Here is a 14,455-nt window from a genome sequence, read left to right as displayed (position 1 = left end):
AGGGCTTGGCTCGGGATTGGCATGCTGGAAGCCCAGCGAAGCGTTCCCCGACTTTGAGCAGTTAGATTGTATAAGTTTCCAAATACAACCCCCAATTGAGGAATCCTGTGCTCTATCCGACTGAGCTACGTGGACACAACATCCCTCCAATAGCGCAGGCGAACAGGCCGGGCAACCGCTCTTTTTCGGAAATCACTGTCGACAACTCATTCGAGTACGCGCTCATCAGCGCAATGGAAGGAGCCAAAATGAATCTGCCTCATGGATGCCTCTCAGTGTTCAGCGGTCATCTCGATGAAGACTCTGCCCGTTATCTAGCAACGACACATCCTTACTACTGACCATTTCCCGGGGGCGTACGGGCGTTACTACGGTTGGTTCTGCAAGTGCGAACCTTTCGATCTCGGACCCAGTTTGGCCCCCTTCACGGGAGCAGAAATCCTCGCGGTCTTCGAGTTCGCTAAAGCACGAAGGTGCGAGTGGGTGATGTTTCACGAGTCCGGGGACCGGCATCGTGGCCTCAAAATACATAGGAAACTACGGGGATGGCTTCGATCCTTTCCTCTACGGACTCTCGATGAAAAAGGAAGACTGGCGTCGAGAACGCCAAGAGTGGCTCAAGGCACTAGCTCGCGGCGACGATCCTGCGTTCTAGGCACTCGGGCGTTCGCGGGCACCGGAGCCTGTTCACCGCCAAGATGGAATTCGCCATGGGCGAGTAGGGAAATAACTCCGACCGGTAATGTTACCGGCCTCCGAAATCCCGCTGACACAGGGCTTGGAGTTGGATCGGTAAACATTCCTGCCCCTAAACGTGCTCTATCCTGCTGAGCTACGGGACCACTCGGCATAGACCCATACAAAAGCGAGACCTGTTCGCCAAGTGTTTTTGCGCCTCGGCCGGCGATTTGCCCCCGTGTGGAGGCCGATGCGCCGATGCGAAATCATGGGGCTAGCGTCATCGACGGGGTGGATGCTAAGCAGGGGCCGGCGGCGGCTGGAGGAGATGCCGCCCTTTCCCGCAGCTACATCCATCCTGGGACCTGATCCGCGCATGTTCATCGGAATCGATTGGGGCGGCACCAAAATGGAAGTCATCGCGCTTAGCCGCGATGGCGAGACGCGTGCCCGGCATCGCGTCGCAACCCCGACCAGCGGCTATGACGCGTGCATCCGTGCCGTGGTCGATCTCGTCGCTGCCGCCGAAGAGACGGCCGGCGAACGCGGGTCGATCGGCATCGGCATTCCCGGCAGTCCCAATCCGCGGACCGGGATCGTCCGCAACTCCAACGCCGTGCTCATCAACGGCAAGCCGCTCGGGCGCGACCTCGAGGCCGCGCTGGGACGCAAGGTGCGGCTTGCCAACGACGCCAATTGCCTGGCGGTCTCCGAGGCGGTCGACGGGGCCGGCAAGGAGGCGCATGTCGTCTTCGGCATCATCGTCGGCACCGGCCATGGCGGCGGGCTGGCGATCGGCAAGAAGGTGCATGCCGGCTATCAGGGCATCGCCGCGGAGATCGGCCATTATCCGCTGCCCTGGATGACCAGGGACGAATATCCCGGCCACAAATGCTGGTGCGGCAAGCTCGGCTGCCTCGACATGTATGCCTGCGGCACCGGGCTCGAACTCGATTATCGCCTGACGACCGGCACCGACCGCCGCGGCCGCGACATCATTGAGGCGAAGCGGTCCGGCGATCCGGTGGCGATCGGCGTCTACCAACGCTTCGTCGACCGGCTTGCCCGCAGCCTGGCGCTTCTGACCAATATCGTCGATCCGGACGTTTTCGTGCTCGGCGGCGGCATGTCGAATGTCGACGAGATCTACGGCGAAGTGCCTGGGTTGATCACCAAATACCTGTTCGGCGACAGTTTCGAGACGCCGATCCGCAAGGCGGTGCACGGCGACAGTTCCGGCGTGCGCGGCGCCGCCTGGCTGTGGAAGGAATAGGGCGTGCCGAGACTTGGCGGCGGCAGGCCAGAGGAGGCATCGCCCTCCAATTCGATCATGACAAGCGGAGGCATCATGAACATCGACAATGATCTGCGCCGGATTGCGCGCCAGGAACAGGAGTTGCAGTTCGAGGGCTTCGATCTCGAAACGGCCTGGACGCTCGGATCGACGCTCCGCCGCATGGCGGCCGAGCGCAAGCTCGGCGTCGTCATCGACATCACGCTGTTCTCCATGCAGGTCTTCTTTGCGGCGCTCGATGGCGCGACGCCGGACAATCCGAACTGGGTGCGGCGCAAACGCAATACGGTCTTCCGCCTGTTCAAGAGCAGCTACGCCACCGGCCTCAGCCTCCTAAAGCAGCAGACCAACCTGCAAGCCAAGCTCGGCCTGCCGGATGCCGAATATGCCGCGCATGGCGGCAGCTTCCCGATCGTCGTGAAGGGAACCGGCTGCGTCGGCGCCGTCACCGTGTCGGGCTTGCCGCAGCGCGACGACCACAATCTGGTCGTCGAGGCGCTCGCCGAGCTCCTCGGCGCGAATCACGACGAGCTGAAACTCGAAACCTGATGAGCGGACCGATGGACATTTCATTGCAGGCGACGGAGCTCGGCCGCTGGCTCGCCGAAGCCGCTTTGCCGCTCTGGCGCGATAAGGGGTTCGATGCGGCCGGCGGCGGCTTCGTCGAGACGATCGACATGGCCGGCGAGCCGACGCGGGCCGATCGCCGCTCTCGCGTCCAGCCCCGCCAGGTTTATTGCTTCGCGGAGGCGGGGCGGCGCGGCTGGCACGGCGACTGGCGCTTGGCCGCCGAAGGTGGGCTTTCTTATTTCGATCGGGTCTACCGGCAGCCGAGCGACTTCTATGGCGCGCTTGCCACTGCCGACGGGGAGATCGTCGATCCGTCCTTCGACCTCTACAACCAGGCCTTTGCCCTGCTTGCCTTCGCTTATCTCGCCGAGGTGATCCCGGAGCGGAAGGCCGAGATGGTGGGGCGCAGCAACGATCTGCGACAGAGGCTGGAGGCTCATTGCAAGCATCCGGTGGCCGGTTTCGAGGAGGATAATCCGCCACGCCTGCCGCTCGGCTCCAACCCGCATATGCACCTCTTCGAGGCCTGCCTCGCCAGCGAAGCGGTGGACGGATTCGATCGGGTCGCCTGGGCCAATCTCGCCGACGAGATCGCCCATCTGGCGATGGATTGCTTCATCGACGCCGAGACCGGTGTGCTGCGCGAGTTCTTCGAGCACGACTGGACACCCTTTCCGGGCGAAAAGGGTCGCATCGTCGAACCCGGCCACCAGTTCGAATGGGCTTGGCTGCTCCTGCGCTGGGCGGAACGGCGCGGCAATGCGGAAGCGATCGTCAAGGCGCGCCGGCTTTTCGAGATCGGCGAAGCGCACGGCATTTGCCCGAAGCGCGACGTGGCGGTCATGACCCTCTTCGACGACCTGTCGGTTGCCGATCCGGTGGCACGGCTCTGGCCACAGACGGAATGGCTGAAGGCGGCGATCCGCTTTGCCGCGCTCGGGGACGGCAGCGAACGGCAACGCTACCTCGCCTCAGCCTCGCGCGCGGCCGCGGCGCTGCAGCGCTTCCTGGAAACGCCGATCCGCGGTCTCTGGCGCGACAAGCAGAAGGCGGACGGCGGCTTCGTCGACGAGCCCGCGCCGGCCAGCAGCTTCTACCATATCCTCTGCGCGATCTATGAAGTGGAGGATTGCCTGAAGCGGATGTGAAGCATCGATTCCGGTTTTGCCTTTGATGGCCCGCCCCGCCCGCGGCGGGCTTTTTGTTGCGCCCCTGTTTGCCTCTGGCCAAAATTGTGATCGGATCGTATGTTGACATAAAGATATCTTTATGTGACTTAATCCACAAAGCTTTTGTCGTTTTCAGAACGGGAGACTTCCCATGTCCGCCGCGTCCCTCTTCGGAGATCTCTCGCCCAAGCCCGACGGCTCGGAAGTCTTCCGGGCCCTCAATCGGGCGGCAAGCGAACGCATCCTGATCATGGATGGGGCGATGGGGACCGAGATCCAGCAGCTCGGTTTCATCGAGGATCATTTTCGCGGCGAGCGCTTCGGCGGCTGCGCCTGCCACCAGCAGGGCAACAATGATCTGCTGACGCTGACGCAGCCGAAGGCGATTGAGGAGATCCATTACCGCTACGCTCTTGCCGGCGCCGACATCCTCGAAACCAACACCTTCTCCTCGACACGGATCGCCCAGGGCGATTACGGTATGGAGGACATGGTCTACGAGCTCAACCGCGACGGCGCGCGGCTCGCGCGCCGAGCGGCGAAGCGCGCCGAGGCGGAGGACGGACGGCGGCGCTTCGTCGCCGGTGCGCTCGGGCCGACCAACCGCACCACCTCGATCTCGCCCGACGTCAACAATCCCGGCTATCGTGCCGTCAGCTTCGACGATCTGACGCTTGCCTATGCCGAACAGGTCCGCGGCCTCATGGATGGCGGTGCCGATATCATCCTGATCGAGACGATCTTCGACACGCTGAACGCCAAGGCAGCGATCTTCGCGACGCAGGAAGTGTTTGCCGAGAAGGGGATCCACCTGCCGGTGATGATCTCCGGCACAATCACCGATCTCTCCGGCCGGACGCTATCCGGCCAGACGCCGACCGCGTTCTGGTATTCGGTGCGCCATGCGGCGCCCTTCACCATCGGCCTCAATTGCGCGCTTGGCGCCAGTGCGATGCGCGCCCATATCGACGAGCTTTCGACCGTCGCCGACACGCTCGTTTGCGCCTACCCGAATGCCGGCCTGCCGAACGAATTCGGCCGCTACGACGAGAGTCCCGAGGCGATGGCGGCGCAGATCGAGGAATTTGCCCGCGACGGCCTCGTCAACATTGTCGGCGGCTGCTGCGGCTCGACGCCGGCCCATATCCATGCCATCGCCGAGGCGGTCAAAAAATATCCGCCGCGCCAGGTGCCGGAGATCGAATGCCGCATGCGGCTCTCCGGCCTCGAACCCTTCACGCTCACAGACGAGATTCCCTTCGTCAATGTCGGCGAACGCACCAATGTCACCGGCTCGGCGAAGTTCCGTAAGCTGATCACCGCCGGCGACTATGCCGCCGCACTGGACGTAGCGCGCGACCAGGTGGCCAACGGCGCGCAGATCATCGACATCAACATGGACGAGGGACTGATCGATTCGACCCGCGCCATGGTCGAGTTCCTGAACCTCGTGGCTTCCGAGCCGGATATCGCCCGGGTGCCGGTGATGATCGATTCCTCCAAATGGGAGGTGATCGAGGCTGGCCTCAAATGCGTCCAGGGCAAGGCGCTGGTGAACTCGATCTCGCTGAAAGAAGGCGAGGAGGCGTTTCTGCATCATGCGCGGCTGGTGCGCGCCTATGGCGCCGCGGTCGTCGTCATGGCCTTCGACGAGAAAGGCCAGGCCGACAGCAAGGTGCGAAAGGTCGAGATCTGCCGGCGCGCCTATCGGCTGCTGACCGAAGAGGCGGGCTTTCCGCCGGAGGACATCATCTTCGACCCGAACATTTTCGCGGTCGCTACCGGCATCGAGGAACACAACAATTACGGCGTCGACTTCATCGAGGCGACGCGGGAGATCATCGCGACGCTGCCGCATGTGCATGTCTCGGGCGGCGTGTCGAACCTGTCCTTCTCCTTCCGCGGCAACGAGCCGTTGCGCGAGGCGATGCACGCGGTATTCCTCTACCATGCGATCCAGGCCGGCATGGACATGGGCATCGTCAATGCCGGCCAGCTCGCCGTCTACGATGCGATCGATGCGGAGCTTCGCGAGGCCTGCGAGGACGTCGTGCTCAACCGTCGCGCCGATGCGACCGAGCGCCTCCTGGAAATCGCCGAGCGCTATCGCGGGCAGGGCGGTGCACAGGGCAAGGAGAAGGATCTCACCTGGCGCGAGTGGCCGGTCGCCAAGCGGCTCGAACATGCGCTCGTCAACGGCATCACCGAATTCATCGAGGCCGACACGGAAGAGGCGCGGCTTGCCGCCGAGCGTCCGCTGCACGTCATTGAGGGTCCGCTGATGGCCGGAATGAACGTGGTCGGCGACCTCTTCGGCGCGGGCAAGATGTTCCTGCCGCAGGTGGTCAAGTCGGCGCGCGTGATGAAGCAGGCGGTGGCCGTGCTGCTGCCTTACATGGAGGCTGAGAAGCTTGCCAATGGCGGCGGGGGAACGCGCGAGAGCGCCGGCAAGATCCTGATGGCGACCGTCAAGGGCGACGTGCACGATATCGGCAAGAACATCGTCGGCGTCGTGCTTGCCTGCAACAATTACGAGATCATCGACCTCGGCGTCATGGTGCCCTCGGCAAAAATCCTCGAAGTGGCAAGGCAGGAGAAGGTCGACGCGATCGGGCTTTCCGGGCTCATCACCCCGTCGCTCGACGAGATGGTGCATGTCGCCTCCGAACTGGAGCGCGAAGGCTTTGACATTCCGCTCTTGATCGGCGGCGCGACGACCAGCCGCGTGCACACGGCGGTCAAGATCAATCCGCGCTACAGCCTCGGCCAGACCTTCTATGTCACCGATGCCAGCCGCGCCGTCGGCGTCGTATCGAGCCTGCTTTCGCCGGAGGCAAGCGACGCCTACAAGCAGACGATCCGCGCCGAGTATCTGAAGGTCGCCGACACCCATGCGCGCAACGAGGCGGAAAAACGCCGCCTGCCGCTGTCGCAGGCTCGCGCCAATGCTCAGAAGCTCGACTGGAATGCGCATCAGCCGAAGACGCCCGCCTTCCTCGGCACGCGCGTCTTCGAGAGCTGGGACCTGGCGGAGCTTGCCCGCTATATCGACTGGACGCCTTTCTTCCAGACCTGGGAGCTGAAGGGCGTCTATCCGCGCATTCTCGACGACGAGCACCAGGGGCCGGCGGCGCGGCAGCTCTTTGCCGACGCGCAGGCGATGCTCGAGAAGATCATTGCGGAAAAATGGTTCAGGCCGAAGGCGGTGGTGGGCTTCTGGCCGGCAGGCAGCGCCGGCGACGACATCCGCCTCTTCACCGACGAGACGCGCAAGCGGGAGCTTGCCACTTTCTTCACGCTCCGGCAGCAATTGACGAAGCGCGATGGGAGACCGAACGTTGCCCTCGCCGATTTCGTCGCTCCGGTCGACAGCGGCAGGCACGACTATCTCGGCGGTTTCGTGGTGACCGCCGGCATCGAGGAAGTGGCGATCGCCGAGCGCTTCGAGCGCGCCAATGACGATTATTCCTCGATCCTGGTCAAGGCGCTGGCCGACCGCTTCGCCGAGGCCTTTGCCGAGCGCATGCACGAATATGTCCGCAAGGAGCTCTGGGGTTACGCTCCGGACGAATCCTTCGCGCCGCAGGAACTGATCGGCGAGCCCTATCAGGGCATTCGCCCGGCGCCCGGCTATCCGGCACAGCCGGACCATACCGAGAAGGAGACGCTCTTCCGTCTGCTCGACGCCGAGGCGGCAATCGGCGTCAGCCTGACGGAAAGCTACGCGATGTGGCCGGGTTCGTCCGTTTCCGGTCTCTATATCGGCCATCCGGACGCCTATTATTTCGGCGTCGCCAAGATCGAGCGCGATCAGGTCGAGGATTACGCGACACGCAAGCGCATGAATGTGCGCGAGGTCGAGCGCTGGCTATCACCGATCCTCAACTATGTGCCGATGCCGGAGGCCGAGGCCGCCGAGTAGGCGGCTACCCGTTTACCGCGAGGATCATCCCAGCCGCCTTCTCGGCGATCATGATGGTCGGCGAATTGGTATTGCCGGAGGTGATGGTCGGCATGATCGAGGCGTCGGCGATGCGCAGGCCTTCAACGCCGCGCAGGCGCAGTTCAGGATCGACGACGCTCTCCGGATCAGCCCCCATGCGGCAGGTTCCGACCGGGTGGAAGATCGTCGTGCCGATATCGCCGGCGGCTTGCTTTAGCTCATCATCGGTCTCGTAGCTCGGTCCGGGCTTGAATTCGACCGGCCGGTAGCGGGCGAAGGAAGGCTGCGAAACGATGCGGCGGGTGAGGCGGATCGCCTTCACGGCGACGTCCCGGTCGGTTTCGGCCGTTAAATAGCGTGGGCGGATGTCGGGCGCGGCGGCAAAATCCGGCCCCTTCAGGTGCACCGAGCCGCGGCTTTCCGGCCTCAGGTTGCAGACGCTGGCGGTGATCGCCGGGAAGGGGTGCACCGGCTCGCCGAATTTTTCGAGCGTCACCGGCTGGACATGATACTGCAGGTCCGGCGTCTCCTTCTCGGGGCCCGAGCGCGTGAAGATGCCGAGCTGGCTCGGCGCCATGGCCATCGGCCCGGAACGGCGGACGAGATATTCGAGGCCGATCGCCGCCTTGCCGAGGACCGAGCTCGCCTTCTCGTTCAGAGTCGGAACGCCGGTGACCCTGTAGGCAAGACGCAGTTGCAGATGATCCTGCAGGTTCTCGCCGACGCCGTGCAACGCGTGATGCACTTCGATCCCGTTGGCGCGGAGGATTTTCGGATTGCCGATGCCGGAAAGCTCGAGAATATGCGGCGAGCCGATCGCACCGGCGCAAAGCACCGTCTCGCGGCGAGCGTGCGCGCGCTTGGTCGTGCCGTCGTGCTGGAACTCGACGCCGGCGACACGCCCCGCTTCGAGGATCAGCTTGCGGACATGCGCCTTGGTCAGGATCGTCAGATTGCGCCGGTGCCTGGCAGGTTTCAAAAACGCTTTGGCGGTGTTCCAGCGGATGCCGGAGCGCTGGTTGACGTCGAAATAGCCGGAGCCTTCGTTGCTGCCGCGGTTGAAATCGTCTGTTTCGGGAATACCCGCCTCGGCTGCTGCCTTCTGGAAGGCGTCGAGTACCGCCCAGCGAACGCGGGCCTTTTCGACCCGCCATTCGCCGCCGGCGCCATGCATGTCGTCGGCGCCGCGATAGTGATCCTCGGATTTCCTGAAGAACGGCAGCACCTCGTCCCAGCTCCAGCCGGCGCAGCCAAGCTGACGCCAGAGGTCGTAGTCGCGCGCCTGGCCGCGCATGTAGATCATGCCGTTGATCGAAGAGCAGCCGCCGAGCACCTTGCCGCGCGGATAGAAAAGCGACCGGCCGTTGAGGCCATCCTCAGCGGCCGTGGTGAAACACCAGTCGGTGCGCGGATTGTTGATGCAATAGAGGTAGCCGACAGGAATGTGGATCCAGTGATAATTGTCGCTGCCGCCCGCTTCGAGCAGCATCACGCGATGCGCCGGATTTTCCGACAGGCGGTTGGCGAGGACGCAGCCGGCGCTCCCCGCTCCGACGACGATGTAGTCGAACGTTTCCATGGGCTTTCTCTTGTCGGGCCGCGCGTCAGTGCTTGTGCCGGTGCTCGAAGCCGAGCCGGCGGCCCAGGCGGGAATTATAGAACTCGCCGACGATGCCGCGGCGGAAAACGAGCACGCAGACCATGAAGACGACGCCGGTGATGATCGTCACCGGAAATTCCGAGGTCGCCAGATAGTTCTGCAGCGTAACCACCAGTGCGGCGCCGAAAAGCGGTCCGATCAGCGTTCCGATGCCGCCGAGCAAGGTCATCAGAATGACCTCGCCAGACATCTGCCAGCCGACATCGGTCAGCGTCGCGAACTGGAAGACCAGCGCCTTCAGGCCGCCGGCGAGACCGGTCAGTGCAGCCGACATGACGAAGGCGGCGAGCTTGTAGTTCCGCACCGAATAGCCGAGCGAGATGGCCCGCGTCTCGTTTTCGCGGATCGATTTCAGGATCATGCCGAAGGGCGAATTGATGATCCGCCAGATGATGGCGATGCCGATGACGAAGACGGCGAGTACGAAATAGTACATGTTCGAGGACTGCGAGAGGTCGACGAAGCCGAACAGATGGCCGCGCGGCACCGACTGGATACCGTCCTCGCCATGGGTGAACTCGGCCTGCAGGCAGAAGAAATAGAACATCTGCGCCAGCGCCAGCGTGATCATCGCGAAATAGATGCCCTGGCGGCGAATGGCGAAGAAACCGATGACCACGCCGAGAAGGGCGGCGCCGACAACGCCGACGAGGATGCCGAGTTCGGGCGGCACGCCCCATTCCTTGACCGCATGCGCGGTGAAATAGGCCGCACCGCCGAAGAAGGCAGCATGGCCGAAGGAGAGCAGCCCCGTATAGCCGAGCAGCAGATTGAAGGCGCAGGCGAAGAGCGCGAAACACAGGATCTTCATCAGGAAGACGGGGTAGAAGAACAGCGGCGCGAGCAGGAGAAGCGCGAGGCCGAGCCCGAGAAACACCGTCTGGGCGACGATGGGGGTGCGTTCCTTCTGCTTCTGAAGTTCGAGTGTCAGCGTCATGTCAAGCATCCCGGCCGAAGAGGCCCGCGGGTCTCAGGAGTAGAACGATGGCCATGATCACGAAGATCACGATATTGGAGGCCTCCGGATAGAACACCTTGGTCAGCCCCTCGGCGACGCCGAGCAGGTAGCCGGTGACGATCGCCCCCATGATCGAGCCCATGCCGCCGACGACCACCACCGCGAAGACGACGATGATGATGTTCGAGCCCATCAGCGGCGACACCTGATAGATCGGCGCGGCGAGCACGCCGGCGAGAGCGGCGAGCGCCGCGCCGAGGCCATAGGTCAGCGTCAGCAGGAAGGGCACGTTGATCCCGAAGGATTGCACCAGCACCGGATTTTCCGTCGCCGCCCGCAGATACGAGCCGAGCTTCGTCTTCTCGATGACGAGCCAGGTGCCGATGCAGACGACGAGCGAGAAAACGATCGCCCAGCCGCGATAGACGGGCAGGAACATGAAACCGAGATTGGCGCCGCCGGTCAAAAGCGGCGGTGTCGCATAGGGCTGACCGGAGGCGCCGTAGAGATAGCGGAACGTGCCTTCGACCGTCAGCGCCAGGCCGAAGGTGAAGAGCAGGCCGTAGAGGGGATCAAGCGAATAGAGCCTTCTTAGCATGGTGCGTTCGATGGCGGCGCCGAGGAGACCGACGAGAAGCGGTGCGAGGATCAGCGCCGGCCAATAGCCGATGCCGAAATGCGCGAGCAGCAGCCAGGCGACGAAGGCCCCGAGCATGTATTGGGCGCCGTGGGCGAAGTTGATGACGCGCAGCAGGCCGAAGATGATGGCGAGGCCGAGACTCAGAAGCGCATAGAAGGAGCCGTTGATGAGGCCGATCAGCAGCTGACCGAGAAACGCCTGAAGCGGGATACCGAAGATCATCGTCATCACTTACACCCCGAGGATGTCGTGCAGCATGTCCATGCGCGCGGAAAGCTCCGAGATCGGAAACTCGCCCGCCACCTTGCCGTGGTCCATTAGATAGAAACGGTCGGCGACCTTGCTGGCGAAACGGAAATTCTGCTCGACGAGGAGAACCGTCATGCCGCGCTCCTTGAGTTTCTTCAGCACCTCGCCGATGCGCTGGACGATGACCGGGGCGAGGCCTTCGGTCGGCTCGTCGAGCAGCATCATCCTGACCCCGGTGCGCAAAATCCGGGCGATCGCCAGCATCTGCTGCTCGCCGCCGGAAAGTTTTGTGCCCTGGCTGTTGCGGCGTTCGTGGAGATTGGGAAAGAGCTCGAAGATCTCGTCGATCGTCATGCCGCCTTCGGCGACGGCCGGCGGCAGCAAGAGGTTCTCGTAGACGGAGAGGGTCGAGAAGATGCCGCGCTCCTCGGGAACGAAGCCGATGCCGCGGTGGGCGACGCGATGGAGCGGCACGCGGATCAGGTCCTCGCCGGCAAAGGTAATCTCGCCCTTGCGCTCGCGCACGATGCCCATGATGGCGCGCAGCGTCGTTGTCTTGCCGACGCCGTTGCGGCCGAGCAGCGTCACCATCTCGCCCTCGCCGACGGTCATGTCGACGCCGTGGAGGATGTGGCTCTCGCCGTACCAGGCGTTGAGGCCGGAGACCTTGAGAAGCGGTTTCATCTCAGGCCTCCTCCGTGCCCATATAGGCGGTGCGCACTCGCGGGTCCTCCGACACCGTCGCATAATCGCCTTCTGCAAGAATCTCGCCGCGCTGCAGCACGGTGACGTGGTGGCAGAGCGTGGCGACGACGGAGAGATTGTGCTCGACCATCAGCACGGCGCGCTCGCGCGCCACCTCGCGGATGATTTCGGCCACCATGCCGACATCCTCGTGGCCCATGCCGGCCATCGGCTCGTCGAGCAGCAGGACCTTCGGGTCGAGCGCCAGCGTCGTGGCGATCTCGAGGACGCGCTTGCGGCCATAGGAAAGATCGGCGGCCACCGCATTGCGCTCCTTTTCGAGCCCAACGCCGCGGATCAATTGATCGGCCTTGCCGTTCAGCGTGTCGAGCGCCGAAAGCGGTTTCCAGAACTGGGTCGCCAGCCGGTTCGGCCGCTGCAGGGCGACGCGGACATTGTCGAGGACCGTCAGGTGCGGAAACACAGCCGAGATCTGGAACGACCGCACCAGGCCCATGCGGGCGACCTTGTCCGGCGCGGTGTTGGTGATGTCCTCGCCGAGCAGCGTGATGGTGCCGTCGGTCGGCTGCAGGAACTTTGTCAGCAGGTTGAAGACGGTGGTCTTGCCGGCCCCGTTCGGGCCGATCAGCGCATGCACGCGGGCATGATGGACGTCAAGGTCGACGTCCTTGACGGCGGTGAAGCCGCCGAAGTCGCGGCGGAGACCGCGGGCGGACAGAACCACCCGCGGCCTTCCATTCTCAAGAGGCGCGGCGACGCTCATCGCTCGGCGCCGGTCAGGATTTCACGAGGTCGCAGCCGCTCTGGGCCGGATCGATGAAGGCCTCCTTGCCGGGGATGGTCGCCAGAACCTTGAAGTAGTCCCAGGGCTCCTTGCTCTCGTCCGGCTTCTTGACCTCGAGCAGGTACATGTCGTGGATCATCCGACCGTTCGGCGCCACGGTGCCGTTCTGTGCGAAGACGTCGTTCACCGGCATTGCATGCAGTTCCTTGGCGACCGCGTCGGCATCGTCGCTGCCGGCCTTTTCGATCGCCTTCAGATATTGCGTCACGGCGGAATAGGTGCCGGCATGGACCATATTCGGCATCTTGCCGGTGCGCTCCATGAAGCGCTTGCCGAACTTGGCGCTTTCGGCGTCGCGGTTCCAATAGAAGCCCTCCGTGAGCGTCAACCCTTGCGCCGCCTCGAGCCCGAGGCCGTGGACCTCGGCAAGCGTGAAGAGCAGCGCCGCCAGGCGCTGACCGCCCTGGACGATGCCGAACTCGGCCGCCTGCTTGATAGCGTTCGAGGTGTCGAGACCGGCATTGGCAAGCCCGATCACCTTGGCACCGGAGGATTGCGCCTGCAGCAGGAAGGACGAGAAGTCGGTGGTGGCCAGCGGATGGCGCACCGCTCCGACGACCTTGCCGCCGTTTTCCTTGACGTAGTTGCCGGTGTTTTCCTCGAGCGAATAACCGAAGGCGTAGTCGGCGGTCAGGAAGAACCAGCTATCGCCGCCCTGCTTGACGAGTGCGCCGCCCGTGCCGACGGCCAGCGAGTGGGTGTCATAGGCCCAGTGGAAGCCATAGGGACTACATTGCTTGCCGGTAAGCTCCGTCGTCGCCGCGCCAGTGACGATGTCGATCTTCTGCTTCTCCTTCGAGATCGCCTGTACCGCGAGCGCCACCGATGAGGTGGTGAGTTCCATGATGCTGTCGACCTGCTCGGTGTCATACCATTGCCGGGCAATGTTGGAGGCGATATCGGGCTTGTTCTGGTGGTCGGCGGTCACGACTTCGACAGGGACGCCCAGCACCTTGCCGCCGTAATCCTCGACCGCCATCAGCGCCGCCTCATAAGAAGATTTGCCACCGAAATCGGCATAGACGCCGGACTGGTCGTTCAGAATGCCGATCTTGACCTTGCCGTCGGACGCGTCGGCAAGAGCGGCGGTGCTGCTGGCGAGCAGCATTGCAAGCGTGGCGATCACTTTCTTGTTCATCTGTCCTCCTCCCGAGGATGTCCAGGGTGATGCTGGCCGTCATGCGCAAACACATAGGGCCCGGCGGTGACCTTTCGAGGCCCCGACCGTTTCTCGTATCGCTCTGTTCAAATTTGGCCAGACATGCTCCTCAACAGCTGGCCTCGAAGTTTAACATCCAGAAAATTCTACTTGGAAGCAAGCGGGTCAAACCGTAAATTGCAAACAGCATCTGTTCATTTTTGAACAGAAGGGAGGCGGAATGAATCCGAATTTCACCTGGGACGACCTGCAGTTCTTCCTGGCGGTGGCGCGCACCGGCCAGCTTTCGACCGCGGCGCGGCGTTTGAGAACCAGCCATGCGACGGTCTCGCGCCGTATCGACCGGCTGGAATTTGCCCTCAAGGTCAAGCTCTTTGAACGCAATCCGCGTGGCTACGTGCTGACCGGCATGGGCCAGCGCTTCGTCGAGACGGCCGAACGGATCGAGCGGGAAACGGAGCAGCTGCAGCTCGACATCAGCGACGGCATGACCGCCCAGCGCGGCGTCGTGCGGCTGAGCACGCTCGAGGGCTTCGGCAATTTCTTCCTTTCCGACCGGCTTGCCGACTTCGCCGGCCGCTATCCG

General features: G+C 63.4%; 11 protein-coding genes (1 of these 11 running past the window's edge). 5 read left to right on the top strand and 6 right to left on the bottom strand.

Annotated elements, in window-relative coordinates; translation table 11 throughout:
- The first annotated feature begins 1,054 nt into the window (after positions 1-1,054).
- From SS05631_RS15700 to metH, 4 genes are all read left to right on the top strand, one after another.
- Complete coding sequence (locus SS05631_RS15700; RefSeq protein WP_037417449.1) at positions 1,055-1,951, top strand: ROK family protein; 897 nt, start codon at positions 1,055-1,057, stop codon at positions 1,949-1,951.
- Between the two features lie 75 nt (positions 1,952-2,026).
- Positions 2,027-2,521 (top strand): heme-degrading domain-containing protein, encoded by a 495-nt coding sequence (locus SS05631_RS15695; protein WP_037417448.1) that lies wholly within the window; start codon positions 2,027-2,029, stop codon positions 2,519-2,521.
- Between the two features lie 11 nt (positions 2,522-2,532).
- A complete protein-coding gene (gene pmi, locus SS05631_RS15690; protein WP_037417446.1) occupies positions 2,533-3,690 on the top strand; it encodes a mannose-6-phosphate isomerase Pmi in 1,158 nt (385 codons plus the stop codon).
- A gap of 172 nt (positions 3,691-3,862) precedes the next feature.
- The gene (gene metH, locus SS05631_RS15685; RefSeq protein ID WP_095678011.1) at positions 3,863-7,633 is read left to right on the top strand and encodes a methionine synthase; all 3,771 of its coding nucleotides are present in this window, start codon (positions 3,863-3,865) and stop codon (positions 7,631-7,633) included.
- 4 nt (positions 7,634-7,637) lie between these two features.
- Here metH and SS05631_RS15680 read toward each other — a convergent pair whose 3' ends face one another.
- The 6 genes from SS05631_RS15680 to SS05631_RS15655 are packed head-to-tail and all read right to left on the bottom strand — an operon-like array spanning position 7,638 to position 13,848.
- The gene (locus tag SS05631_RS15680) at positions 7,638-9,233 is read right to left on the bottom strand and encodes an FAD-dependent oxidoreductase (RefSeq protein WP_037417382.1); all 1,596 of its coding nucleotides are present in this window, start codon (positions 9,231-9,233) and stop codon (positions 7,638-7,640) included.
- A gap of 25 nt (positions 9,234-9,258) precedes the next feature.
- On the bottom strand, positions 9,259-10,260 hold the full coding sequence (locus SS05631_RS15675) for a branched-chain amino acid ABC transporter permease (RefSeq protein WP_037417380.1): 1,002 nt from the start codon (positions 10,258-10,260) through the stop codon (positions 9,259-9,261).
- Positions 10,253-11,140, bottom strand: coding sequence for a branched-chain amino acid ABC transporter permease (locus SS05631_RS15670; protein ID WP_037417377.1), 888 nt, complete (start codon positions 11,138-11,140; stop codon positions 10,253-10,255). Before SS05631_RS15670 ends, SS05631_RS15675 begins: the two co-directional genes overlap by 8 nt.
- 3 nt (positions 11,141-11,143) lie before the next feature.
- Positions 11,144-11,845, bottom strand: a complete 702-nt coding sequence (locus tag SS05631_RS15665) for an ABC transporter ATP-binding protein (protein WP_037417375.1) — start codon at positions 11,843-11,845, stop codon at positions 11,144-11,146.
- A gap of 1 nt (position 11,846) precedes the next feature.
- Positions 11,847-12,629 (bottom strand): ABC transporter ATP-binding protein, encoded by a 783-nt coding sequence (locus SS05631_RS15660; RefSeq protein ID WP_037417372.1) that lies wholly within the window; start codon positions 12,627-12,629, stop codon positions 11,847-11,849.
- A gap of 13 nt (positions 12,630-12,642) precedes the next feature.
- A complete protein-coding gene (locus tag SS05631_RS15655; RefSeq protein ID WP_037417370.1) occupies positions 12,643-13,848 on the bottom strand; it encodes an ABC transporter substrate-binding protein in 1,206 nt (401 codons plus the stop codon).
- 241 nt (positions 13,849-14,089) lie between these two features.
- Between SS05631_RS15655 and SS05631_RS15650 the strand changes: the two genes are divergently transcribed.
- On the top strand, positions 14,090-14,455 hold the 5' portion of the coding sequence (locus SS05631_RS15650) for a LysR family transcriptional regulator (RefSeq protein ID WP_037417367.1). 579 nt of this gene lie beyond the right edge of the window; 366 of the gene's 945 nt are visible here — the first part of the coding sequence; its start codon is at positions 14,090-14,092; the stop codon falls past the right edge of the window.

This window comes from Sinorhizobium sp. CCBAU 05631, assembly GCF_002288505.1.
GTDB classification, from domain to species: Bacteria; Pseudomonadota; Alphaproteobacteria; order Rhizobiales; family Rhizobiaceae; genus Sinorhizobium; species Sinorhizobium fredii_C.
This window is presented reverse-complemented; position numbering and strand designations above follow the sequence as displayed.

What these genes read in the sequence shown, in the direction of transcription:
- SS05631_RS15700 (WP_037417449.1), top strand. Translation starts at nt 1,055, where the DNA reads ATGTTCATCGGAATCGATTGGGGCGGCACCAAAATGGAAGTCATCGCG.
- SS05631_RS15695 (WP_037417448.1), top strand. Translation starts at nt 2,027, where the DNA reads ATGAACATCGACAATGATCTGCGCCGGATTGCGCGCCAGGAACAGGAG.
- pmi (WP_037417446.1), top strand. Translation starts at nt 2,533, where the DNA reads ATGGACATTTCATTGCAGGCGACGGAGCTCGGCCGCTGGCTCGCCGAA.
- metH (WP_095678011.1), top strand. Translation starts at nt 3,863, where the DNA reads ATGTCCGCCGCGTCCCTCTTCGGAGATCTCTCGCCCAAGCCCGACGGC.
- SS05631_RS15680 (WP_037417382.1), bottom strand. Translation starts at nt 9,233, where the DNA reads ATGGAAACGTTCGACTACATCGTCGTCGGAGCGGGGAGCGCCGGCTGC.
- SS05631_RS15675 (WP_037417380.1), bottom strand. Translation starts at nt 10,260, where the DNA reads ATGCTTGACATGACGCTGACACTCGAACTTCAGAAGCAGAAGGAACGC.
- SS05631_RS15670 (WP_037417377.1), bottom strand. Translation starts at nt 11,140, where the DNA reads ATGACGATGATCTTCGGTATCCCGCTTCAGGCGTTTCTCGGTCAGCTG.
- SS05631_RS15665 (WP_037417375.1), bottom strand. Translation starts at nt 11,845, where the DNA reads ATGAAACCGCTTCTCAAGGTCTCCGGCCTCAACGCCTGGTACGGCGAG.
- SS05631_RS15660 (WP_037417372.1), bottom strand. Translation starts at nt 12,629, where the DNA reads ATGAGCGTCGCCGCGCCTCTTGAGAATGGAAGGCCGCGGGTGGTTCTG.
- SS05631_RS15655 (WP_037417370.1), bottom strand. Translation starts at nt 13,848, where the DNA reads ATGAACAAGAAAGTGATCGCCACGCTTGCAATGCTGCTCGCCAGCAGC.